At 65.5% G+C, this 23,129-nt stretch carries 24 protein-coding genes and 1 riboswitch; of the genes, 7 read left to right on the top strand and 17 right to left on the bottom strand.

Annotated features, from left to right (window positions below):
- Positions 1 to 74 precede the first annotated feature (74 nt).
- Positions 75 to 326: riboswitch (cobalamin riboswitch) on the bottom strand.
- 60 nt (positions 327 to 386) lie between these two features.
- Genes ASC78_RS01720 through ASC78_RS01690 form a run of 7 tightly spaced genes read right to left on the bottom strand, consistent with a single transcriptional unit; the run spans position 387 to position 6,494 of the window.
- Positions 387 to 1,220, bottom strand: a complete 834-nt coding sequence (locus ASC78_RS01720; RefSeq protein ID WP_082517373.1) for a HoxN/HupN/NixA family nickel/cobalt transporter — start codon at positions 1,218 to 1,220, stop codon at positions 387 to 389.
- Positions 1,217 to 1,564: a nitrile hydratase accessory protein gene (locus ASC78_RS01715; protein ID WP_055795522.1), complete on the bottom strand. Its 348-nt coding sequence runs from the start codon at positions 1,562 to 1,564 to the stop codon at positions 1,217 to 1,219. Before ASC78_RS01715 ends, ASC78_RS01720 begins: the two co-directional genes overlap by 4 nt.
- An 11-nt stretch (positions 1,565 to 1,575) precedes the next feature.
- Positions 1,576 to 2,205, bottom strand: coding sequence for a nitrile hydratase subunit alpha (gene nthA, locus ASC78_RS01710; protein WP_235504950.1), 630 nt, complete (start codon positions 2,203 to 2,205; stop codon positions 1,576 to 1,578).
- A complete protein-coding gene (nthB, locus tag ASC78_RS01705) occupies positions 2,202 to 2,969 on the bottom strand; it encodes a nitrile hydratase subunit beta (protein WP_055795520.1) in 768 nt (255 codons plus the stop codon). Before nthB ends, nthA begins: the two co-directional genes overlap by 4 nt.
- The gene (locus tag ASC78_RS01700) at positions 2,966 to 3,988 is read right to left on the bottom strand and encodes a CobW family GTP-binding protein (RefSeq protein ID WP_055795518.1); all 1,023 of its coding nucleotides are present in this window, start codon (positions 3,986 to 3,988) and stop codon (positions 2,966 to 2,968) included. The genes nthB and ASC78_RS01700 overlap by 4 nt, the downstream gene beginning before the upstream one ends.
- A gap of 11 nt (positions 3,989 to 3,999) precedes the next feature.
- Positions 4,000 to 5,670, bottom strand: a complete 1,671-nt coding sequence (locus ASC78_RS01695; protein WP_055795945.1) for an MFS transporter — start codon at positions 5,668 to 5,670, stop codon at positions 4,000 to 4,002.
- 32 nt (positions 5,671 to 5,702) lie between these two features.
- Entirely contained in the window at positions 5,703 to 6,494 is a 792-nt protein-coding gene (locus tag ASC78_RS01690) for an alpha/beta fold hydrolase (protein ID WP_200934238.1), read from the bottom strand.
- Positions 6,495 to 6,710: 216 nt separating this feature from the next.
- Here ASC78_RS01690 and ASC78_RS01685 point away from each other — a divergent pair, with 216 nt between their 5' ends.
- On the top strand, positions 6,711 to 8,084 hold the full coding sequence (locus tag ASC78_RS01685) for a sigma-54 interaction domain-containing protein (RefSeq protein WP_055795514.1): 1,374 nt from the start codon (positions 6,711 to 6,713) through the stop codon (positions 8,082 to 8,084).
- A 121-nt stretch (positions 8,085 to 8,205) separates the two neighbouring features.
- Here the strand turns inward: ASC78_RS01685 and ASC78_RS01680 are convergent, their stop codons facing one another.
- Positions 8,206 to 8,919, bottom strand: coding sequence for a Crp/Fnr family transcriptional regulator (locus ASC78_RS01680; RefSeq protein ID WP_055795512.1), 714 nt, complete (start codon positions 8,917 to 8,919; stop codon positions 8,206 to 8,208).
- A gap of 168 nt (positions 8,920 to 9,087) precedes the next feature.
- On the opposite strand from ASC78_RS01680, the gene ASC78_RS01675 reads away from it, so the two are divergent.
- Together ASC78_RS01675 and ASC78_RS01670 are read left to right on the top strand one after the other, a co-directional pair.
- On the top strand, positions 9,088 to 11,280 hold the full coding sequence (locus ASC78_RS01675) for a xanthine dehydrogenase family protein molybdopterin-binding subunit (RefSeq protein ID WP_055795510.1): 2,193 nt from the start codon (positions 9,088 to 9,090) through the stop codon (positions 11,278 to 11,280).
- A gap of 11 nt (positions 11,281 to 11,291) precedes the next feature.
- Entirely contained in the window at positions 11,292 to 11,750 is a 459-nt protein-coding gene (locus ASC78_RS01670; protein WP_055795508.1) for a (2Fe-2S)-binding protein, read from the top strand.
- Between the two features lie 223 nt (positions 11,751 to 11,973).
- Here ASC78_RS01670 and ASC78_RS01665 read toward each other — a convergent pair whose 3' ends face one another.
- Positions 11,974 to 12,189: a hypothetical protein gene (locus ASC78_RS01665; protein WP_157634343.1), complete on the bottom strand. Its 216-nt coding sequence runs from the start codon at positions 12,187 to 12,189 to the stop codon at positions 11,974 to 11,976.
- A 294-nt stretch (positions 12,190 to 12,483) separates the two neighbouring features.
- On the opposite strand from ASC78_RS01665, the gene ASC78_RS27605 reads away from it, so the two are divergent.
- Entirely contained in the window at positions 12,484 to 12,723 is a 240-nt protein-coding gene (locus ASC78_RS27605; protein ID WP_055795505.1) for a hypothetical protein, read from the top strand.
- A 92-nt stretch (positions 12,724 to 12,815) separates the two neighbouring features.
- A complete protein-coding gene (locus ASC78_RS01655; RefSeq protein ID WP_162246073.1) occupies positions 12,816 to 14,096 on the top strand; it encodes a DUF3422 family protein in 1,281 nt (426 codons plus the stop codon).
- A 48-nt stretch (positions 14,097 to 14,144) separates the two neighbouring features.
- Here the strand turns inward: ASC78_RS01655 and ASC78_RS01650 are convergent, their stop codons facing one another.
- The 7 genes from ASC78_RS01650 to ASC78_RS01620 form a co-directional block, all read right to left on the bottom strand.
- Positions 14,145 to 14,894 (bottom strand): TerC family protein, encoded by a 750-nt coding sequence (locus ASC78_RS01650; protein ID WP_055795501.1) that lies wholly within the window; start codon positions 14,892 to 14,894, stop codon positions 14,145 to 14,147.
- Between the two features lie 32 nt (positions 14,895 to 14,926).
- Positions 14,927 to 15,415: an SgcJ/EcaC family oxidoreductase gene (locus ASC78_RS01645; RefSeq protein ID WP_055795942.1), complete on the bottom strand. Its 489-nt coding sequence runs from the start codon at positions 15,413 to 15,415 to the stop codon at positions 14,927 to 14,929.
- A 122-nt stretch (positions 15,416 to 15,537) separates the two neighbouring features.
- Entirely contained in the window at positions 15,538 to 16,227 is a 690-nt protein-coding gene (locus tag ASC78_RS01640; RefSeq protein ID WP_055795499.1) for a response regulator transcription factor, read from the bottom strand.
- Positions 16,224 to 17,852, bottom strand: a complete 1,629-nt coding sequence (locus ASC78_RS01635; protein ID WP_055795497.1) for a sensor histidine kinase — start codon at positions 17,850 to 17,852, stop codon at positions 16,224 to 16,226. The genes ASC78_RS01640 and ASC78_RS01635 overlap by 4 nt, the downstream gene beginning before the upstream one ends.
- 46 nt (positions 17,853 to 17,898) lie before the next feature.
- Positions 17,899 to 18,522, bottom strand: coding sequence for a DUF4286 family protein (locus ASC78_RS01630; RefSeq protein ID WP_157634342.1), 624 nt, complete (start codon positions 18,520 to 18,522; stop codon positions 17,899 to 17,901).
- A complete protein-coding gene (locus tag ASC78_RS01625; protein WP_055795493.1) occupies positions 18,515 to 19,549 on the bottom strand; it encodes a zinc-dependent alcohol dehydrogenase in 1,035 nt (344 codons plus the stop codon). The genes ASC78_RS01630 and ASC78_RS01625 overlap by 8 nt, the downstream gene beginning before the upstream one ends.
- A gap of 17 nt (positions 19,550 to 19,566) precedes the next feature.
- Positions 19,567 to 20,526, bottom strand: a complete 960-nt coding sequence (locus tag ASC78_RS01620) for a Bug family tripartite tricarboxylate transporter substrate binding protein (RefSeq protein WP_055795939.1) — start codon at positions 20,524 to 20,526, stop codon at positions 19,567 to 19,569.
- Positions 20,527 to 20,648: 122 nt separating this feature from the next.
- On the opposite strand from ASC78_RS01620, the gene ASC78_RS01615 reads away from it, so the two are divergent.
- Positions 20,649 to 21,566 carry a LysR family transcriptional regulator gene (locus tag ASC78_RS01615; protein ID WP_162246072.1) on the top strand — a complete coding sequence of 306 codons (918 nt, stop codon included), beginning with the start codon at positions 20,649 to 20,651 and terminating at the stop codon, positions 21,564 to 21,566.
- 20 nt (positions 21,567 to 21,586) lie between these two features.
- Here ASC78_RS01615 and ASC78_RS01610 read toward each other — a convergent pair whose 3' ends face one another.
- A complete protein-coding gene (locus ASC78_RS01610) occupies positions 21,587 to 22,555 on the bottom strand; it encodes a hypothetical protein (RefSeq protein ID WP_235504949.1) in 969 nt (322 codons plus the stop codon).
- On the opposite strand from ASC78_RS01610, the gene ASC78_RS27820 reads away from it, so the two are divergent.
- Positions 22,535 to 23,017 (top strand): hypothetical protein, encoded by a 483-nt coding sequence (locus ASC78_RS27820; protein WP_235504948.1) that lies wholly within the window; start codon positions 22,535 to 22,537, stop codon positions 23,015 to 23,017. The genes ASC78_RS01610 and ASC78_RS27820 overlap by 21 nt on opposite strands.
- Positions 23,018 to 23,129 lie beyond the last annotated feature (112 nt).

Raw genomic sequence — 23,129 nt, 5'->3', positions numbered from 1 at the left:
AACTGTGGCCGCGTGCCAGTCAGAGTGGCCAGGACGACAAGACGTTTGCGGAACCCGAGAAAGCGACCACGAGCCCGCAGCCGCACGAGAAAGCGGGTATCCGGGCTGGCGAAGACGACCCGTGTTCCCTTCCCAGGCCGCGCAGATTGCGCGGATTGCCTAGTGGGCTACAGACACGAGCGGCGAGCACGAGGGCTCACGTTCGCTTAACGTTGCGGGGGCAGCTCAGGTTAGGGCGCGCGATGGCTTGCCGCACCACCCCTCCTGATTCCCGTTGAACCGCTTCGACCGGAAAGACGAAGCGAGCACCAACGGGCTGATCACAGCGGTCACCTCCGCTCGCGCGATGCGCTGCCCGGTTGTCTTGCGCGCCGCCGCCTCGGGCACTAGGGTGCGCCAGCCGACGGCATGACGGCCGCTCGCGCACTGCGTGCGCGCCTGGTACTCCACGCCCAGATGCCCAGCATGACAACAATCAGCGCAGCGCCGGCGAATGAAAACGCCATGTCGTCGAGTTCGACTTCCGGCAACAACGCCTTGGCCAGGTTGTAGACAGCTACGCCAAATGAGATGGCAACGATGAGCCAGCCCAGTGTCCGGCGCACGCGGCGCCCTGCCTCGGGATTTTCGATGCCTCGGCCGATCCGGCAGATGATGCGGCCGTCCAGCGTATCGGTGACCATCATTCCTGCCGTGAAGGTCATCCCCGCGAGCAAGGCAGCCCATGCACCGCCGTTCTTGTTGCTGGCGACGTAGCCCCAGGCTGCCGCCTGTGTGGCGGTATCGAAGACGGTGGCGAACAGCACGCCGATGACCACCACCGACCAGGCACTCGTCTGCTGCCGCAAGCGCGCAGGGATCAGGCTCATTCTCCAACCAGTCGGCGCGTAGGCCTCGTCCCTGCGCAACAGCAGGCGCAGATTGAGGCAACCAACCACGATCAGCAGCAAGGTGGGAATCCATCCGAAAACGGTCACCACAAGAGCCGGCGGATCGAAGTGCAGCGCCAGCTTGCTGACGGCCACCGCGATCAGCGTGACCAGCAGGCCGTGACCGAGCGCGAACAAGGTCCCAATCCAACCTGCATGGGCGTGCGAATGATTGAGTGCCCGCCAGGTCAGTCCGTCGATACAGGCAATGTGGTCCGGGTCCAACCCGTGCCGCAACCCCAAAGCGAACATCAGGACCAAGCCCGAAAAGGACGGCCACTCGGCGTTCATTCATGGCTCCGCAACGGCCGATCGGCCAGGACCCAGGCCAGTTCGCCTTCAGTGACCACCTGCTGCCGCGCCAGAACCTGCAGCAGCGCCCCAAAGAACCGCTCGTAGTAGTCCCAGGGCGGCTGCGCAGTGCAGTCGAGCCGTTCCCAGTCGCCGATCGATTCAATCAAGTGCTGGCGGAAGTCCTCCCAGTCGAAGTGCCCCTGCTTGGCCACGGCCAGCGTCAACCCGAAGAGCTGCCGTTGCCAGGCCTCTGCAAAAAACAGCTTGCCCTGGTTGCGCGGCGGCGAGTCGGCATGGCCCAACATCTGAGAAGCTGCATATTCCTCGAAGCGAGTGAACATGGCACTCCGCCTCAGGCCGCTATAGGCGGCGGTACCAGCGCGACGCCCATCATCGCCTCTGGCGTGACCAGCGCAGCCAGTTGCTCTTCGCTGAAGCCATCAGTGTTGGCGGGCCGCTCAGGCACAACGAACCAGCGGATCTGCGCGCTGCTGTCCCACACCTTCACTTCGATGTGATCGCTTATCGGCACGCCGAACTCGCGCAAGACTGCTCGCGGCTCGCGCACGCCTCGGGCGCGGAACACCGGATCCTTGTACCAGTACGGCGGCAGCCCAAGCACCGGCCACGGATAGCAGGAACAGAGCGTGCAGATGATCAGGTTGTGCACACCCGGACCGTTGGCCACTGCGGCCATGTGCTCACCTTCGGCGCCCTCCATGCCCAATGGCAGCTGAAGTTCGGCAATGGCCTTGGGGGTGTCGGCGAGCAAGCGCTCCTTGTAGGCCGGATCGACCCATGCCCGCGCAACGATGCGCGCGCCGTTGAACGGTCCCGCGATCTTCTCGAAATGATCGAGCACCGCATCGACCGAGTCGCTGCCGATCACGCCTTTCTCGATCAGCAGGGCCTCCAGCGCGCGCACCTTCGCGGCACTCGCCGCTTCGCGCTCGTCGTTGTACTTGAACAGATCGCTGATCATGGCGTTTTCTCTTCTTCCTTGGGCGTTCGACATTGCAGGTAGACCTCGAAGAGGTCGGCGTAGATCGTCGTATTCGGTTCGCAGAGGTCGGGACCCCAGATGTCGCGCGCATCGAACGCAACGCGGTACACCGGCATCGGTCCTTCCAACCCGTCCGGTCCTGTCGAGCAGAAATACTCGAAGGCGCCCGGGTATACCTCGCGGACAGTGCCCTTCTTGTTGCGCAAGTAGCCGGGTAGCCGCGTGTGGTCGGCCGCCGCGGGGTCGGCCACCTGCACCGTCTGGCCGACCGTGAACCGCGGTGCATGCGGCAGCGGCCGCAGGCTGGAATCGCCTTGCAGAAGGTAGTCGACGATCTGGCGTTTGATCGCTTCGTTCGGTCGCTCAGGAAGCAGTGCGTCCGGCTGGGCGCGGTAGCGTGCAGTCAACTGCGCCAGCTCTTCGGCGGTGATGTACCCCTTGTCGACAAAAAACTGGCTGATGCCCATCAGCCACTTCTCGTAGTAGCGGAACTTGAAGTACTCGAAGGGCTGCATGCCCTCGGCACCGGTGCGCAGCGAGGCCCAGGTCCAGGTGTGCTTGAACGTGGTGGGCAAGCTGGCCATCGGATATCTGGGCAATGCCTCTGCGAGGTGGGCGCTCTCGGCCATCATCACCGTGTGGATGCCGAAGATGCGCTTCTCCCATTCCTGCACGAAGACTCGCGTTTCGACGCTCACAGGCCCGAGGTTCTCGAGACCGCCCAGCGCATGCTGAAGTTTCATGGATGCTCCATTTCAGATTCGGCGGCAGGAGCCGGCGTTCGTTCAGGCTGAACCGCCAGGCATCCGAGAAAGCCCTCGCGCAAGGCGTCGCCCGCCAGTTCCCGCCCGATGAAGACCAGCTTGCTGCGGCGCGGCTCGTCGGGGCCCCACCGCCGCCCAGGCCGTGCATCGAGCAGCATGTGCACGCTGTGACAGTGGAACTGCCGCGCCTCGCCGTCGAAGTGAAGCACGCCCTTCGTGCGCATCAGCCGCGCGCCTTCGCGTTGGACCAGCTGGTTCATCCAGCGGCTGAACCGCTCCGGATCGATTGCACCATCGGTTTCAATGCAGCACGAGACGATCGAGGTGTCGTGCTCGTGGTCATGCGCCTCGCCGTCCAGCAGATCGGGTTCGATCGACAGCACGTGCGGCAGCGAGAAGCGCTTCGTGCCCAGCAGCTCGGCGGCCGAAACCTGCGCTCGCTCGGTCCGGACCAGGTGCGCGGGCGGATTCAGCCGGCGCAGTGCTCTCTCGAGTTGCTCCAGCTCTGGTGCGCTGGGGATCTCGACTTTGTTGAGCACGATCACGTCGGCGAAGGCGATCTGCTCGCGCACGATGTCGTCGCCGATATGGAGCAGGATGTGACGGGCATCGGCGACGGTGACCACCGACTCGAGTTCCACGAGTTGCAACAAGGCGGGATCGGCAAGAAAGCTCTGCAGCACCGGAGCGGGATCGGCCAGGCCGGAGGTCTCGATGATCAGCCGCTCGATCGGGCGTTCGGCGCGTTCCAGGAGCTCGTTCACCGCCGCTGTCAGGTCCTTTCGCACCGTGCAGCAGACGCAGCCATTGGTGATCTCGATCAGCGGCTGGTCATCGGCGACGATCAGCTGCCCATCGATGCCGACCTCGCCGAACTCGTTGACGATGATGCCGATGTAGGTGCCGCTGCACTGCGCCAGCAGGTGGTTCACGAGCGTGGTCTTGCCGGCCCCGAGGAAGCCGGTGACGATCGTGACGGGGATCTTGGCGGGAGCCATGGCGGTCCGGGCTACTGTTGCGACGCAGCGAGCTTCGAAGCGGCAGGCGGCGTTTCCGATGCGGCTACGGGCTCGCGCATGTCAAGCCCCCGGCGGTCACGAATGCAGAACGCACCGATCACCAGCGTAAGCAGCGCTACGGCAATCGTGTAGATGAGGCCGCGGAAGATGTCGCCGCTGCTCACGACCATCGCAGTGGCGATGAACGGCGCGAAGCCGCCGATCCAGCCGTTGCCGAACTGCAGAGCCACGGAGACGCCGCTGTAGCGCACCTGCGTCGGAAACTGCTCGACGAGGAACGCGCCCATCGGACCGTACACCATGGTCGCGAGGAAGACCAGCACGAACAGCATCAGCACGACCATGGGCGCATTCACGCGTGCCGGATCCGCCGTGAGCGGCATGCCGCGCTCCACCAGCACGCGGCGCAGTGCCGCTTCATCGAAACCGGTCAGCGTCGTTTCGGCGACCACGAACTGCAGCTCGCCCGCCTGCGGCTGCAAGGTGTACGGCACGCCTTGCGCGGCCAGGAACGAGCGGGCGCGCGTGCACGGCTTGGTCGCCTTCGGCTGGAACAGCTGGCCGATGAAGGACTGGTCCTCGCTGCAATCGCCGCCTTGGATGACGACCTGGGTGCGGGCGCGGAACTCCTCCAGGGCCGGATTGCCGTACTTGGCCATGCCCTGGAAAAGCGGCATGAACAGGATCGCGGAGAGCAAGCAACCCGTCAGCATGATCCACTTGCGCCCGATCAGGTCGGACAGCCAACCGAAAAGCACGAAGAATGGCGTGGCCAGCACCAGGGCGATCGTGAGGTAGGCGTAGGCGGACTGCGGCGGCAGCTTGAGCGTCGCGGTGAGGAACTGCAAGCTGTAGAAGTGCGCGGTGTACCAGATCACCGCCTGCCCGGCCACGGCGCCGAAGATCGTCACCAGCACGATGCGCAGGGTGCGCGGATCGCCGAAGGTGTCCTTGACCGGGTTTCGCGAGCCCTTGCCGTGCGCCTTCATCTCGAGGAACACCGGCGACTCCTCCAGCCGCATGCGTACATACAGCGAATACGCGAGCAGCCCGATGGACAGCAGGAACGGCACGCGCCATCCCCACAAGGCGAAAGACTCGACGGACATCGACGAGCGCAGCGCCAGGATCACGCCCAGCGAAACAAGCAACCCAATGGTGCCGGTGATCTGCAGCCAGCTCGTCATGAAGCCGCGGCGCCGCGGATCGGAATGCTCGGCGATGTAGGTGACGGCACCGCCGAACTCGCCGCCAATTGCCAGGCCTTGAAGAAGACGCAGCAGCACCAAGATGGCGGGCGCGGCCCAGCCGATGGTTTCAAACGTCGGCAGGAATCCGATCGTGGCGGTGGCAATGCCCATGATCATCATCGTCACCAGGAAGGTCTTCTTGCGCCCGACCAGATCGCCCAGTCGCCCGAAGACGATCGCACCGAAGGGCCTCAGCACGAAGCCTGCGCCGAAGGTCGCAAGCGACGCGAGGATGGCCGCCGACTCGTTGCCCTTCGGAAAGAACAACCCGCCGAAGAACACGGCAAGGCTGCCGTAGATGAAAAAGTCATACCACTCGAATACGGTGCCGAGCGCGGCGGCGAAGACCACTCGGCGCGTTTCACGCGAACGCTCGGGGGTGGCGGGGGAAGTCTCAACTGCTGTTGTCATGTCCATACTCCTTGATGTATGGCGGACGCGCGTCAAGCGCCGCTCCGGTTGTCAACGCGAGCGATGAAGTCGCGCAGGATCGCATTGAAACGCTCGGGCTGCTCGAGCATCGGGAAGTGCGCGGCGCTGGGCACCAGCTGCAGTGTCGCGCCGGGAATGCCGGCGGCGAGCGCATGCGACTCGGCCGGCGGCGTGATGGCGTCCTCCTCGCCGCAGACGACGAGCGTCGGCAATGCCAGGCGTGCGAGCTGCGCCCGGCTGTCGGCCTCGTTCAGCGAGACGATGGCTTCGCGGGCGACGAATTCCGGTGTCTGCGCCACCTGGTCGCGCGCAAAGGCGACCAGTTCGGCCGAGGCGGCGGAAGCGAACGAGCGGTCGATCACCGCCTGGCTCGCCGCAGTGACGCCGAGGGTGTCGATGGCGTGCAGCACATTCTTCACGTTCACGTCGGGGCCGAGCCCGTGCGGCGTGGCGCCCACCAGCACCAGCGCGCGCAAGCGGCTCCGGTGCGCGAGCGCGAAACGCTGGGCGATCGTGCCGCCCATCGACAGCCCCACCAGGATGGCGTCGTCGAGACGCAGCTTGTCGAACAGCAGCACGAGGTCGTTCACGAACGCGTCGATCGTGTAGCGGCGGGAGCGTGGCGATGCCGAGCGGCCATGGCCGGGCAGATCGGGCACCACCATTCGGTGATCGCGCGAGAACGCGCCCATCTGCTCGCGCCAGAACTCGCCGGTTGTGGTGAAGCCGTGGCAAAAGACGAGCGCCGGGCCGTGGCCCGCCACGCGCACGTGCATGTCTCCGATTGAAATGATGTCGTTCATGTGCATTTCCAGGTGAAAGGACGGAAGCCGCCGCGCCGCTTCGAATGCGGGCGGAGGGCACAGAGCAAATCCGAGGCCCGCTGGACCGACCTCTTCGCAATTTCGACAAGTGCTTGATTTGCTTGAAGAAATGCTCACCACGGCTTCGATTGACGGCCTGGAGCGCATGCCTTAGTCTCAGTGTTGAGTCCCAACGTCGCAATCACGAGACAAAAAATGCCCTTTCCCGAATGGTTCGGCTCCGGCCAGAACGAGGCAGAGTTCCTGCGCCGCGTGCTCGACCATGTGTCCGATTGCCTGGTGGCTGTCGATACCAACGGCCGCGTCGTGCTCATCAATGCGCCCTACTGCCGCCTGCTGGGCGGCCCGCAGGAAGATTTCATCGGCCGGCACATCACCGATGTCGTGTCGCCGAAGACGCGCCTGCACCACGTGGCGCGCGGAGATCTCTCCGTGACCATGATGCCGCTCGAAGTGCGGGGCCACCAGTTGCTCGCGCGGCAGGTGCCCGTCTACCAGGACGAGCGAATCATCGGCGCGGTCGGTTTGGCGCTGTTCTCCAACATGGCGGCGCTGAAGAAGGCGGTGGCGGTCGTCGGCGACCAGGGGCGCGCCATCCATAGCCCTCCCACGCCGTGGACCACGCGCTACGGCATCGACGACATCCTGGGCCAAGGCACCCGGATGGACGCGGTGCGCGCGGCCATCGAACAGGCCGCGCCGCTCTCGCTGCCCGTGCTCGTCCAGGGCGAAACCGGCAGCGGAAAGGAACTGGCAGCCAACGCGATCCATGCGCTGTCGCCGCGCGCCCGGCGCCCGTTCGTGTGGGTCAACTGCGCGTCCATTCCCGAATCGCTGATCGATGCGGAGCTCTTCGGTTACGAAGGCGGTGCCTTCACCGGCGCCCGGACACGCGGCAAGCCGGGCAAGTTCGAACTCGCGAGCGGCGGCACGCTGTTTCTCGACGAGATCGGCGACATGCCCCTCAGCCTGCAGGCCAGCCTCCTGCGCGCCGTACAGAACCAGGAGATCGTGCGCGTAGGCGGCGTCTCGCCGATCCCGATCGACACCCGCGTCGTCTGCGCCACCCACCGCGACCTTCAAGAGCGTGTGGACGCGGGCCAGTTCAGGGCCGACCTGTACTACCGGCTCAATGTGCTCGGCGTGCACATGCCCGCGCTGCGCGAGCGCGACGACCTCGAGTGGTTGGCCGAGCAGCTGCTGGAGCGCATTGCGCTGCGCGAAGGCCTGCCGGGGCGCCGCGTGCCCCCATCTGTTCGCGCGCGATGGCAGGCCTTCGACTGGCCGGGCAACGTGCGGCAGTTGGAAGCCGCGCTGCTGCGCTTCCTGCTCTCGGGCGAGCCCGGGCTGCCGGAAGTGCCCGCCGCGAAGCACCCGCAGGCCGTTGCCGGCCAGCGAGGACCAACGGCGACGACCACCTTGCAAGCACATCTTGACCGCGAGCGCGATGCCTGCATCCAGAAGACGCTCGCGGAGACCGCCGGCGACAAGGACGAGGCGGCGCGCCGGCTGGGCATCAGCCGCGCGACGCTGTACCGCGAGCTACGACGCTCGACCAAGTCGATTTGACGAGCCCGGCCTTATTGCCCGAATACGTCGCGGATCCGCGTTCCAAGGAGCCTCTGTACTTCGGGCTTGTAGCTACGCCCAATTCTTCGAGAAGAATGATCTTGAAGCGAGCCTTCGACTCTCAGCGGCGAGGCGACGGCGCCAGGGCGCCCTCCTCCCCAAGGTAGCTGCGCAGGCCTCCCAGGTCGATCACCTCGACGCCGCCATGCTCCACCCGCAGCAAGCCCGCGCGCTCGAGCTCATGCAGCGCCCTGTTGGCGCGCTGGCGAGAGACGGCCGACAAGAGCCCGATCTCATCCTGGCTCAGGCGCACGAAGCTGCTCGCCTGTGGGTAGAGAATCGGATCGAACAGACTGGCCAGGCAGCGTGCGACACGCGCGTCGGGGCCCAGCAAGCGGTCGAACTCCATGAGTCCGATGAACAGGCTCAGGCGGGCGTTGATGTGCGACAGCAGGAACCGATTGAAACCGAGGTTCGTCGACACCAGGCGCTCGAAGGTGTGGCGCGGCACGCAGGCCACGCGCGTCGCGCGCATGGCCACGCCGTCATAACGCCACGGGCCGGGATTCAGCAGCGAGCCTTCGCCGGCCCAGCCGCCAGCGGTAACGCCCGTGAAAGTGGAGACGCGGCCATCGGCCTGCGAGACCGACATCTTCACGAGGCCTTCGATGATGCCGAACCAGAGATCGGCCGGCTCGCCCTGGCGCATGACGAAGCCGGCAACCGGCACCTCGCGCTCATGCGATTCCCGCACCACGCGGTCGAGCTCCTCGTCCGTCAGGGTCTTCGCCCATAAGCTCTCGCGGAGCATGCTCTCCATGGCCTTCGACGGCATACGTGCTTCCCCACTCGCTTGTTGATTGCTCGCTCTTCTGCGCGCGCCGGCCCTCGTGGGGAAGCCGGCGAACACGCCCGTAAGTAATGTCTCTGAAACGACATTTTTGGCGCGGCGATCATGACATATTGACTCCTGTTCGCCACAACCAGAAGACAGGAGACAAGGATGGAACATCCGGAATCCGCCGCGGGCCCCGCGAGTGCACCGCATCACGATGACGAATCGCCGGGCATGCGCAGGCGCAACCTGCTGGGCTACGCGGCTTCCGCGCCCCTGCTGTCAGCCGCCGCCGGACTCGGCGGGCTGGCGGCCCCCTCGTCGGCCAACGCCGCGATACTGCCGATGACGCCACCCGACACGACCGACCAGCTCGACATCGGCGATGCAGTGACGGTGACGGCGCTGCCGACCATGCCGCTGGTCAAGGTCAGCAACATCGGGAACGGCCGCGTCCGTCTGGAGCTTCCGCGCTTCGAATCAGGCCAAGGCATCGCGACCGCCGCCGCCATGATGCTGGCTGACAAGCTGGGTCTGCCGCTGAACGCGATCGAGGTCGGCTCCGCCGACGCCAGCCCCGAGCTGTTCTACAACCAGCTCACTGGCGGCTCGTCGAGCGTGCGGTCACTGCATGCGGGCATGCCGTTGCTCGGCGGTTTGGGTGGACAGCCCTCGGGTTCCGGAAGCGCGGTGGTCGGCCAGCGCGTGACGCGGCTCGACGCGCTGGACATCGTGACCGGACGCAAGAAGTTCACGCTCGACCAGGCCGTGCCCGACGCGAAGCCCACCATGGTGTGCCGGCCACCGACCATCAACGGCCAGTTCGTTCGCATCAACAACACGACCGCGGTGATGGGGATGCCGGGCGTTCTGGGCATCGCGCCGATTCCCGCCACGAACGGCATCGTGCCCACGCCGCCCGGCGTGGCGGTGATGGCCGAAACATTCGGCCAGGCCTGGGCCGCGGTGAATGCACTCGACGTCACCTGGAGCGCAAGCTCCGTCGCCGGCGAGTCCAACGCCAGTATCCAGCAGAAGCTGAAATCCGCGCTGCTGCCCTTCCTGCTGCCGCCGTTGGGCGCGCTGACGGTCGAGGGAGAGTTCGAGTTCGCGGCGGTCTCGCACTGCCCGATGGAAACGGAATGCGCCATCGCCGATGTGCGCGCCGATCGGGCGGAGATCTGGTCCGGCCTGCAGAGCCCGATCGTCACGCAGCAGGCGGTGGCAGCCGATCTGGGCTTGCCGCTGGACAAGGTCAAGGTGCATGCCGTGCCCTCGGGCGGCTCCTTCGGGCGCCGGCTGTTCTGGGACGCGACGCTGCAAGCGGTACAGATCTCCAAGGCGCTGGGCCGGCCCTGCCGCCTCATGTACCACCGCACCGACGACATGCGCCACGGCCGCGTGCGCCCGCCCATGTTTCATCGGGCGCGCGCGACGATGCTGCTGGGCCAGGTCATCTCTTTCGAGCAGCGCATCGCCGGCGTGCGGCTCGATACGCGCCATGGCTTCGGCGAGATGCTGGGCGCCGCGGCCATCGCAATGCCTAACGGTTTTCCGCAGACGGTGGGCAACTTCGCCATCGAGCAGGCCATGTTCAAGACCATGGTCAGCTCGCCGTACAACTTCGGCGTCACCACCAAGTTGCTGACGCCGGTGGCGATGGACATCAACACCTGCTCCTACCGTTCGGTGCACATCCAGCCCTCGCGCCTGGTGGAAGAGATCCTGGTCGACGAGATGGCCAGGGCGTTGCGCAAGGACCCCGTCGCCTTCCGCCTCGAATACTTGCGCCTGCCGCGTGCACGGGCGGTGCTGAAGGCGGTGGCCGAGGCTGCGCAATGGGGCAAGGCCATGCCGGCGGGCTTTGCCCAGGGCGTGGGTGTGCACCAGGAATCGAAGTCCTTCACGGCCTGTATCGTCGAGATCGACGCGCGGGTGCCGACCGACCTCAAGGTGACGCGCGCCACCATCGCGATCGATGTCGGCACGCCCATCAACCCCTCGGGCATCGAGGCGCAGATGCAGGGCGGCCTGTGCGAATCGATCTCCATCGTGCTGACGGCAGGCCTGCACATCCAGAACGGCCTGCCGCTGGAAGGCAGCTACTCGCAGTACCACTTTGCGCGGATGAAGAACTACCCGAAGGACGTGAAGGTCATCATCATGCCGCCCAGCAGTGGCGAGGCCATTGGCGGTCTGGGCGAAGTGGGCCTGTCGGCCAGCTCGGGCGCAATCGCCAATGCCTATGCACGCGCCACCGGCAAGAAGCCGCGAAGTTTTCCGCTGAACTTCCCCGTCGATTTCACCCCCATCCCCCCGGGCAAGCTGCCCACGCCGGTCACCGTGCCGGTCCGCACCTGAGGAGCTCCATCATGCCCGTGCAATCTTTCAAGGTGAACGGCGGCAACGTCGACGTCGAGGCGCCCGACGACATGGCGTTGCTGTGGGTGCTGCGCGACAAGCTTGGCATCACTGGCCCGAAGTACGGCTGCGGCATCAACGTGTGCAAGGCCTGCACCTGCCATGTGGACGGCAAGGCGGTCACCGCCTGCTCGACCCGGGTGGCCGACGTGCGTGGCCGGCAGGTGACGACCATCGAAGGTCTGGCCAACGGCACCACGCTGCATCCGGTGCAGCAGGCCTGGATGAACCTCGACGTGCCGCAATGCGGCTTCTGCCAACCGGGGCAGATCATGGCGGCGGTCGATCTGTTGCGGCGCACCCGCAACCCCACCGACGCCGAAATCGATGCCATCGAGAACGTGTGCCGCTGCGGCACCTACGGCCGCATTCGCGATGCCATCAGGGCGGCTGCGGCCATGATGGGATAGCACGTCGGCTCTTTCACCAGCTCGACGCGCGGTTAGTTATCGGTCATATGTACTACCAAATGTGTACAACTTTTCGTCGAGCCACCCTCCGACGCACCACTTTCAGAGGGCAAGTTCTCCACCATTGCGGTGGATAAGACGGTGGAAAAAGCTGTGCGCATCGCCGGAAACCGTTGCCACGACTGGGCCGCGATGCTGCGCCTGTAAAAGCAGCAATCGCGGGTCACTCGGCGGGGCCGCCCCACTCTTCGCGGGCGACCTCCGTTGGGTTGCGCGCGCCATACCGCGCATAAAGTTCCGCGGCGGCTTCGGCCGTTTGAGCCGCATCGGCGCAACCTTCCGCCAGCCGGGCCCACTCGGCCACAAAGGCGCACCGCCACTGTTGTTGCGGATATGGATGCGTGCCGAGCACATCGAATGGTGATTTCTCTGGCTCCATGGTTCCTCCTCGTAGGCAGCCGGCTAGGGGCGGCCGGCGTACCGATGACCAGTAAGGCGATGGTAAGGCAATGGGCAGGAATGTGAACTTTTTACATACCCCACTGAGGGGCATTGAGGTGGGCGGCTCGCAGGAATCCCGTCGGATAACCGGCCTGTGCTTTGCCAAATGGTTGTCTCACATAAACAAGTGAGTGCGCCACGCGAGCACAAGGTCTAGATTTCACATTCCCAAACAGCCGGCATTTGGGGCGTCAGCCATGCTGGCGCCCGAACACCAACATGCACAGAGCCCATGTGGAAGCCTGACAAACCCATCATCGTCGCCGGAAGCGCCTTGCCTCCCGCTGAGGCGTGGTGGCACGAATTCAGGAGCGCGTTCTACGATCGCTGCAACGGCGCGGTCGACCGCGAATGGCTGGACTCCCTGGCCGCGGCGCTCTATCCGCTGAATGTCGATCGCGACCCGCGCCAGGCGGCCGAGGTGGCATTCGTCACCCTCGCTTTCGAACTTCCGCGCGAGCCCCAAATCTAGGGCTCCCCCCGGCCTCGCAGCGGCCGCAGACGGCCGCCCGGGCCCAAGATCTCCAGGTGCTTGAGGAACAATGCGGTTCCAGGAGCCCCCAATTGAAATTACCGACCGAAGTGGAAGGACGCCAGCAGCTGGCCGACGAAATCCACGCGCGCCCGTTCGAGCCACTTTCCACGCCCGGTGCGGCGCTGGCCATTGCCACGCTGCGCGAAGGCCCGGACGACGACGCGCTTTGCATCGCGCATCTGGCGCGGCTGGGCGGCGACGCCTCCGGAGCGGGCACCGCCACGCAGTGCCAGGTGCGGTGCGGCGCGCTGCGCGTGCGCTGGGAGCGCCACACGGAGTTCCACACCTTCACCGTGTTCACCGATCTTGGCGAGCTCGCCATGGACCAGGCTTTCGACACCGGCTGGCTCGATGCCCTGCCGCACGATTGGCTGGCCTCGCTCCCCGGCCGCATGATCTCCGCAACGCAGCTGGCCGTGCTCCCCTGCCCTGGCGATCCGCCCCATGCGCGCTTGGTGGCGCCGCTTTTCGGCAGCGATCTGCTGGTGGGCAACCGGGTCGCCGAAGGCGCTGCCACCGTGGTGTCGGACCTTCGCACGAAAGAAGGCGTGACGCGTTTCCTGGTGTTCGACCACGCCATGAACCGGCGGCGCGCGGGCCGCACCGTCCAGCGCCTGATCGAAGTCGACACCTACCGCATGATGGCCCTGCTCAGCCTGCCCCTGGCCTCGCGCCGCATGGGGCAGATCGCAGCCGAGGAGACCCAGCTGTCGTCGCTCATGGCCCGCTTCCACGATGCGACGGATGGCGACGAAGTCCTGCTGCACGAGCTCGTCACGCTGGCCGCGCAGGTCGAGCATGCAATGGCCGAGAACAGTGCGCGCTTTGCGGCCACCCGCGCCTACAGCGGCATCGTGAACCAGCGGCTTGTCGATCTGCGCGAGATGCTGGTGCCGGGCCTGCAGCCGCTGTCGGAATTTCTGGAGCGCCGGTTTCGTCCGGCCATGGACAGCTGCGCCGCCACGGCGGCCCGCCAGACGCAGTTGTCAGAGCGGATTGCCCGCGCCGCGCAGTTGCTGCAGACGCGCTCCGAAGTCGAGCGCGAACGCCAGAACCAGGCGCTGCTCAGTTCGCTCGACCGGCGCCAGGGCCTGCAGTTGCGGCTGCAGGAGACGGTCGAGGGCCTGTCGGTGATCGCCATGACCTACTACGGCGTCGGCCTCAGCAACTACCTGCTGAAGCCCTTGGCCAAAGCCATGGGCTGGCACGAAACCGCGGTGACGCTGGTCGCGGTGCCGGTGATCGCACTGCTGGTGCTGCTCAACGTGCGGCGGCTGCGGCGGCATCTGCACCAGTCGGCGGACAGCTGAGCAGCGCCCTCTCGCCCATTCAACGCGGGGACCGAAGCGCAGTTTTCTTCAATCGCCTGGTATATGCGGCGGGTGCAGCTTCACGGCCTTGGCCGCTTTCTTGCGCATCCGGATATTGAGCATTTCCACGCCCACGGAAAAGGCCATTGCGAAGTAAACATAGCCCTTGGGCACGTGGTGATCGAAGCCCTCCGCAACGAGCACGACACCCACGACCACGAGGAAGGCCAGCGCCAGCATCTTGATGGTGGGATGGTCCGAGACGAAGCGCCCGATGGGGCCGGCGAACAGCATCATCAGCAGCACGGAGGCAATCACCGCAGCGATCATGATGCGCACGTCGTCCACCATCCCGACCGCGGTGATGATCGAGTCCAGCGAGAACACCATATCGACCAGCACGATCTGGAGCATCACGGAGGCGAGGGTCGCCTTGGCTGCGCTGGATTTCTGCTCATGCTCCCCCTCCAGCGATTGGTGAACCTCGGTCGTGCTCTTCCAGATGAGGAACAGGCCACCCAGGATCAGGACCAGGTCTCGCCCCGATATTTCTTGGTTGAACACCGAGAAAAGCGGAGCGACCAGGCCGACGATCCAGGCCAGAACCAGCAGCAGGCCGATCCGCATGACCATGGCCAAGACCAGGCCGACGCGTCGCGCGAACTCGCGATTGGCGGGAGGCAATTTGTCGACCAGGATGGCGATGAAGATAATGTTGTCGATGCCAAGGACCAGCTCGAGTGCCGTCAGGGTGGCGAAGGCGATCCAGACCTGAGGGTCCGTCAAGAGTTCGAGCATTGAAGTCCTATCGATTCGGCGGCGTCGGAAGTTTATTTTGCCGCAACGCTCTCAGGCATAGCCGATGAATGATGGTGCGCGATCAGCCATTGGCCGTTGAGCCATTCGTATACATAGGTGTAGCGGGCGTGCACCGTCTTGCCGTCCTTGAACTTGAAGGTGTAGGTGCCAATGTCCTGCGCGACGTTGCAGCCGACCTTGATCGTGCGCGTGTCGATCTTTCCTTGCGGCGCATCCTTGAGGAACTTGACGAAGTAGTCGCGGATCTGGGGCGGCGTGGTTCGAGGCTGGTTCGAAACCGTGGCCAGCAGCACGCCGTCGGGCGCGTAGTTGGCGACCACCTTGTCCGGGTCCAGCGTGGCCAAGGAGGCATTCCATCGATCGAACAGCGCCGCGATCTGGCGTTCCTCGGCGGGCGCACAAGTCGATTGCGAGGCGGTGGTCTGCGCGAACACGGAAGTCGACATGCAGAGCACCAGCGCTGCGGACGCGGAAAGAAGCTTGGGAAAACGCGAGGTCATCAAGGAGTCCATTCATGCAAGTGGTTGAATACAGGACTCATTGTTCGAGGGCCGAATGAACGCCCATCGCCGCTGCGATGAACCTGCCCTGAGCAGAAGATGAACGCCCGATGAACAACTGCCTAGCTCGCGGTCTCGCTGAGCCGATAGCCCAGGCCGCGCACGGTCTGCAGCAGTGGCACCGCGTGCTCGCTGTCGATCTTCATCCGAAGACGCCGCACGTAGACGTCCACGATATTGGTGAGCGGATCTTCATGCGTGCCCCAGACATTGGCCAGGATGCGTTCGCGGCTGTAGACCCGTCCGGGTGCGCTCATGAGCAATTCGAGAAAGGCCAGTTCCTTGGCGGTGAGCGTGATCGGCTGCCCCGCGCGTTCGACCCGCATGCGCTCGCGGTCCAGCACCAGGTCCGCCACCTGCAATGTCGTGACCTGCGGCCTGAGGTCCCGACCGCGGCGCAGCAGTGCCTCGATGCGCGCGAGCAGCTCCTCGAAGTCGAAGGGTTTGGTCAGGTAGTCATCGGCGCCGAGTCGCAACCCATTCACCTTGTCTTCGGTCGTGCTCATTGCGGTCAGCATCAGCACGGGCGTCTGTCCACCCTCTGCGCGAAAGGTCTGGCACAGCTCCAGGCCGTTGATGCCCGGCAGCATCAGGTCCAGGATCAGAAGCGCGAGTTCTCCCCGGCGCGCCAGCTCCAGTCCGTCCGGACCGGTTCGGGCATGCTGCACCGCGAAGCCTTCAGCCTTCAGCCCGCGCACCAGGAAATCCGCGACGCGGGGGTCGTCTTCAACGATCAGGATGCTTCTGTTCATGGCTGCTGGACACTGGCCTCGGGTTCGTGGATCGGCAGGCGCGCAAGGACGACACGAACTTCAGTCCCCTCCTCCGGCGCGCTCCGTATGTCGATGCGCCCGCGATGGGCCTTGACGATGGCCTGCGCAATGGAGAGGCCGATGCCGCTGCCATCCGCGCGATGAGCGCGTGCCCGGTGACCGCGGACGAAGCGCTCGAACACGCGCGGCAACTCGTCCTGGTCGATGCCGATGCCGTGGTCGCGAACCACGATGGAGACTTCTTCTCCGGCCACCTTGCAGCCCAGGTGCACCTTGCCGTTCACGCGCGAATAGCGGATGGCGTTGTCCAGGACGATCATCACGGCCTGGCGCAGGCGGTCGCCGTCGGCGCGAACCATGACCATTTCCGCTGCCGGCTCGTAGGCCAGTGCAATCCCGTGGACTGCAGCCAGGGCTTCTCCCTGCTCGGCGGCTTCGCTCAGGAGCATCGAGAGATCCATGGGGGACGGCTGGATCACCAACTGGTCGGCTTCCGCCCGCGCGATCAGAAGCAGATCGCCAATCACATGGGTCAACTGCTGAACGGTCCCGACGATGCGCTTCAAGGCCTGCCGGTACTCCTCGACGGGCTTGTCGCCGCCGCGCAGCGTGATCTCCGCCTCCCCGCGAATCGCGGTGGCCGGTGTTCGCAACTCATGGCTGAGATCGACAAAGAGTTGCCGCCGCCGATGATCCAGAAGCTGAAGCGTGTCATGGGCCGACTGCAACTCCTGCGTCCGGTCCCTGACCGCATCCTCCAGGCGCCGGCGGGCTTCGTCGGCCTCCTGGCGATGTTGCTGAAGTTCCGCCGCCATCTGGTTGAAATGGCGGGCCACCACTTCGAATTCATCGCCCGATGCAAGTTCGATGCGGTGCTCCAGGCTACCGGACTGCAGTGCCCGCGTCCCTTGCAGCAACAGCTCCAGGGGGCGCTTGAGGCGCCCGCGCAGATGCAGCGCCCACAGCACGGCCGCGACAAGGGCGATGATCGCCATGGCAATCGCCTGCTGCCTGAGCCGGTCCAGACCTCGCTCGGTCGCGGCGCGGGCAATGGGAACCGCCTTGCGCTGTCCTTCGATGGCGCCGTTGAGCAGCTCGCGAAGATCCCGGCCCTGGGTCATGTCGAACACCTGGGCCACTTGCCGCCAGACGTTCGGGAACTCCGCGCCAGGCGACAGCGGCTGCAAATCCTGCAGCTGTGCCTGTACCTCGAGGATGTTTCCATCCAGCAACTTGCTGATCTCGACCAGCTGAAAGGCCTCTTGCGGCACGGCGATCTCTTCTCGCGAGGACACCTTCCGCCATGAGTCCAGATGAAGGCGGGACATGGCATCCAGCCGCGCCGCGCCGGCTCGCATTCGCTCGAGCAGCTGATCTCGGACGCCCGGCGTCGCTTCCGCATTCATGAGCCGCTGCGAAGCCCACACACGCAACCGCTGCTTGTTGGCGGAAATCTCGAGGAGTTCGGAAAGAATGTCGCTCGTCAGCCGGCTGTGCGCGGCGTATTCATTGACGCGATTGGAGCCCCAGTAGACAAAGGCCGCTTGGCAGCACACCAGCGCAACAAGAACCGCAAAAGCGAATGACAACCGGAGACGAAACATGGCCGCGAAGTCTACAGTCGACGGCGCACTGCGCAGACGACTCTGCTCAGAGACGGGGCGCCAGGGCCGGCTGGACCGGAAGGGTTTTGTACAGAACTGCGCCCGGCACGGCTTGCGCTGAAGCCATCACCTGCCCGGGCATTCCCATGGCCAACAGCCAGCTTCCTTCGATCGCCTGCGCCTGGCTCCCCGTGAGCCATGGCAGCGGCGCTGCGTCGGGCGATCGCTGGGCGAGCAGAAGGTCATGCGGGCAGGATTCCGCCTGTGCACCTGCGCACGCGCGAGCCGCATCTTCCGCATCGAAGGTCCACACGGCCACGTGTGTCGATGCCAGAAAACCATGCGCCTCGCGGACATCGCACACCCAGCGCGACAGGTTGCGCAGGTGCGGGCGCATGTGCGCGCTCATCGGCGTGGGCCTGCTCAGCAGAAGGCGATAGGCATCGCTATCCAGGACCTGTACGTCGCGCATGCCGTAGAGCGTGAGGTAGCGTGGCGCAAGGCTGTTGCACGCGCGTCGGTAGCGTCGGCCCCACAGCATGCCTGGGACCGTCAACCGCTCGGGCACGTGCTCGCCCGCATGCCACGTGTTGTATTCGGCATCCACGTCGGGCGTGACGTCGTTCCACAGCGCCAGCACGGCGCCCGTGCCGGCCATGTCGTCATTCATCGCGTGCTTCCGGCTTCAGGAGCACCTTGCTCGCCGCCTTCGCGCGCGCCAGCGCAAAGCCCTCCTTGGCTTGCGACAACGGCAGGACATGGCTGACCATCGGGCGCATGACGGCATCCAACTGGCCCATCAGTTCGAGGGCCAGGGGCCAGTCGGATTCGGGCGGGCGAAAGGAGCCGCGCAATTGTTGCTGGTTGCGCACCATCGGTGTCAGGTCGAGCAGAAGCGGACGGGCATGGATGCCGGTGACGACCACGATGCCATTGCGCCGCAGCAGCCCCAGGCCTTCCGTGATGGTTTCGGGCACCCCCGTCGCTTCGAATATGAGATCGAAGGGTTCGCCGCCTGTGTGCTGCCGGGCGCCTTCGGCCAGCGGCTGCACAGCCACGTCGACCAGCGCATCGAAGCCCATCCGGCGCAGTGCGTCGAACCGGGCTGCGTCATGGCAGCCGCTGACCACGAGCTGCACGGCACCGGCGCGGCGCGCGAGCGCCGCGATCCCCTGGCCGATGGTGCCCGGGCCCATCACCAGCACGCGCTTGCCGGCCACGTCGCCTGCGATGCGAAGCGCCTGCATCGCTATGGTGAGCGGCTCGGTGAGCGCCGCGAGTTCGTCGCTCAGGCTGTCTGGCACGGGCACGCAGTTGCGCAAGGGCACCCTGACCCAGGGCGCGAAAGCGCCATCGCGGGTCATGCCGATGCCGCGGCGCTTCTCGCAGCCATCGTGATCGCCCGTGGCGCAAGCAGCGCAGGCGCCGCAGGTCACGGAGGGACGAACGACCACGCGCCGGCCGGCCAGGGGGCCGGTCTGTGCAACCCCGACGAACTCGTGCCCGATGGTGACCGGAAGGCTCTGGGTGATGAAGGCATAGCTGGACGTCCAGTCGTCCACGTGCAGGTCGCTGCCGCAGATGCCGGTGGCGCTGACCTTCACGAGGACGTCGCTCGAATCGGCTTCAGGCACGGGCGCTGGTATGTCAACCAGTTCGAGACCCGCTTCCGGGCGTGTCTTGCGCAAGGCTTGCATGGTGCTTGATTCCGGCGTCAGTCGATGCTGATGCCGACCTTCTTGATGATGGCGCCCCACTTGAGGCTTTCGGCCGCGATGAAGGTCTTGAACTCGTCGGGCGAGCCTCCGCCGAGGATCAGGCCCTGCTTGGCGAAAGCATCGCGCACGCCCTTGTCCTTCATGACATCGTTGACGTCGGCATTGATGCGGCGCACAACTTCCGGCGGTGTGCCGGCGGCGCTGAACAGGCCGTTCCACGCCAAGGCTTCGAAACCGGGGTAGCCCGCCTCGGCGACCGTGGGCAGGTCCTTCATGGTTTCGGTGCGCTGGAGGCTGGTGGCGGCCAGCAGGCGGATGCGGCCGCCCTGGATCAGCGGCAGCAGCGCAGGCGCCACGGTGAAGAGAGCCTGCGTCTCTTCGGAAGCCAGTGAAATACCGGCCGGCGGCGAGCCGGCGAACGGCACATGCGTGGCGTCGAAACCCGCCACACTCCTGAACAGCTCCATGGTCAGGTGCGAAGAGCTGCCGGCGCCCACCGAGGCGTAGTTGAGCTTGCCGCCCTGCTTCTTGGCCCAGGCCACGAACTCGGGCAGGGTCTTGGCCGGAATGCTGGCCGCAACCGCCAGCACGTTGGGTTGCGACGAGGTCAGCACGATGGGCAGCAGGTCCTTGGCGGGGTCGTAGGCCATCTTCTTGTACATGTGCGGCCCGAACGCGATCGGGCCGTTGAAGCCGACGCCCAGGGTGTAGCCATCGGCTGGTGCCTTGGCAACCGCGGTCATGCCCAGCATGCCGCCCGCACCGGCCTTGTTGTCGATCACGACCGGCTGCTTCCATCGTTCGCGCAGCTTGTCGCCCAGCGTGCGGGCGATGAAGTCGAGCGAGCTGCCGGCCGGTGCGGGCACCACCAGCTTGACCGGCTTGGCAGGCCAGTCCTGGGCCGACGCGGCCAGGGCGAATGCACAACCCGTCAGGAGGGCGAGAGCTTTCTTCATGTGTGTCTCCATTCAGTGCCGGCGCTCCTGCGCCTGGAATGCACGAATTCTGGCCGCAGAGCTTCGATATGCCAAACACCGATAAGCTATGGACTCGATACCTCCTGAATATGGAGTTTTTCATGAGCATGGAACTGAGGCACCTGCGCTACTTCGTGGCCGTGGCTGAAACGGGCAACCTGAGCCGGGCCGCGGAAAAGCTGTTCATCGCGCAGCCACCGCTGTCGGTGCAGATCCGGCAGCTCGAAGAGGAAATGGGCACTGCGCTCTTTGTGCGCCATCCCAAGGGCGTACGCCTGACGGCGGCAGGCGAATCGCTGCTGCCGGAAGCGCGGTACCTGCTCGACCGCGCGGCGCGCATGAAGGAGTCCGTGACGGGAAGCGCCAGCGGCGGCCACCTGGCGCTCGGCTTCGTGCCTTCTGCCAGCAGCACGGTGCTGCCGAAGCTGGTCCGGCATCTCAAGAAAGAACATCCGGCGCTGCATATCGAACTGCGCGAGATGATCAGCAGCGAGCAGGCGGAGGCGGTGGCCGCAGGTCATCTCGATGCCGGAATCGCACGCAGCAAGCCGCATCATCCGCGCCTCACGGTCGCGGCGCAGATGCCCGATCCCTTTTGCCTTGCGCTGACACCGCAGCAAGCACGCCGCGCCGGCAATCCGGTCGAACTGCGCAGCTTCGCCGAGCATGATTTCGTCGCCTTCACCCGGCACCGGGGTCCGGCGTACTTCGACCAGTCGATCTACCTCTGCGCCAAGGCCGGCTTCAGCCCGCGCATCCGCTACGAAGCGAGCACGGTGCATGGCGTGCTCGACCTGGTCGGTGCCGGGCTCGGCGTGGCCTTGGTGCCGTCTTCGTGCGCGCTGCTCGGCGCGGCGGGCGTGAGTTTCTGCCGCCTGCGCGCACCGGCCGCCAGCGAGGTGCTCGTGTTGCTGAGAAGGAAGACGGATTCGAATCCGCTGCTGCCGGCGTTGGCAGACGCGGTGCGCGCGAGCTTTGCCGATCTTCAGCAACGGATGGCGGAAAAGCTGGGCTGCTGAATCGCAGCCTTTGCCGATGGCTACTTCAAAGTGGCGCCGCCTCGTGCAAGATACTGAGCCGAAAGGCGCGCAAACTGGCCGCCGTCGGTGCTGATCGAGGTCTGAACGCTCCCCCCGGCGCTGAAGACGAATGCAAACGTGTGGGTGTCACCGTATTCCTGGGCGTTGCGCAGCATGTAGTCGACATGGTTGTCGCGATAGTGCAGGTCGGTGCCACCGGGCGTGTCGGACGGCACACCCATCGGCGTTTGCCACCACAGGATCGGCAGCCCATTGCCCAGGGCGGCGCGATAGTCCGAAATCTGGCGCTGCGACTCATGGAAGTTCGGGCTGGTGGTGTTGCTTGCGTCCCAGTAGAACGGACCGCTTCGGCCCGTGCATTCCGCGGGAGGCGACGGGACCTCCCAGCAGCCCGCGTCACGGTCGCTGGTCTGGGCGACGATGAAGTCCGCCTGATGCGCGCCGACCGCCCGCATCTGGGCGCCGATTGCGGCAGCGGTGCCGCTCCAGAAGGCAGGCGGGAATCCCACCAGCGCCTTGGGCGCGATCTGCCTGCCCATTCGCACCAGGCATTGGCCGAGGCCCCCGGCGGTGTTGGGCAACCCGCTGCATTCGGGCTGGCTGCTGACGACGGCCGCCAGCCGCGTTGCATCGCGATCGGGCGCCTGGGCCGCAACGAATCCCCAGAAGTCCGGCTCCAGGTTGATCAGAACGGGCGTACCAAGGGCCGCAATGCGCTGGTACATCAACCGGACCTGCGCCCAGTAGTTGTTCATGAAAGTCGCATCGTTGATGCCGCTCAAATTGCCCTCGCCGAGCGCCGTCATCTGGTACAGCGTGAACATCGGGATCGCGCCGTAGGCCTGGATGGCCTGCGCGGTGTAGGTGATGTACGCCCCATCGGGGCTGTTCCAGGTGGGCCAGGCGCCCGCACCCACACCCACGAGGTAGGCGTCCACGATGTCGGGATGAATGTCCTGGCTTTTCATCTGATCGAGGGGATTGCCCGCGCCGAGTCCGAGCAGCACCCGAGCGGGCTTGCCGAGCCTGGTCACCAACGCAGTGGTCGCCGCGACGGGCGAAGAAACGCCGTCTGTGCTGCCCGTACCCCCTGTGCTTCCCGTGCTTCCGCCACTTTGGCTATCGCCACCCTGGGTGGCGCCATTGGCGCCTTGGCTACCACTGCTGCCGCCCAAGCCGATCAGGCCGGCCAAGCCCCCGCCTTGAGTACCACCACCTCCGCCTCCACCACCGCAGCCAAACAGGAGCACCGAAATCATCAGTGCAGAAACGCACCGTCGGGAAAAAATGATCATGAAAAACGTTTTTTGATTGAAAGAGAATCAGCTGCCGCCGGGACGCGTTGCCGGGGACTTGCCGGGGCACAAGGCGCACGATCCATGCCCACTTCCCAGCCAGCGAAAAGCGCGCGCGTCGCCTCCAAAAAGTGACATGGAGCGTCGCTTCAGACGCCACATGCGACAGTTCTGGTTCGCGTTCGAGTCGATGTCGACAAAAAAGGAGATGTTCACGATGGCCCGCGGCTGGCTTCAAGTGCGGTAG

This window comes from Variovorax sp. Root318D1, assembly GCF_001424835.1.
Taxonomy (GTDB): Bacteria; Pseudomonadota; Gammaproteobacteria; order Burkholderiales; family Burkholderiaceae_C; genus Variovorax.
This window is presented reverse-complemented; position numbering and strand designations above follow the sequence as displayed.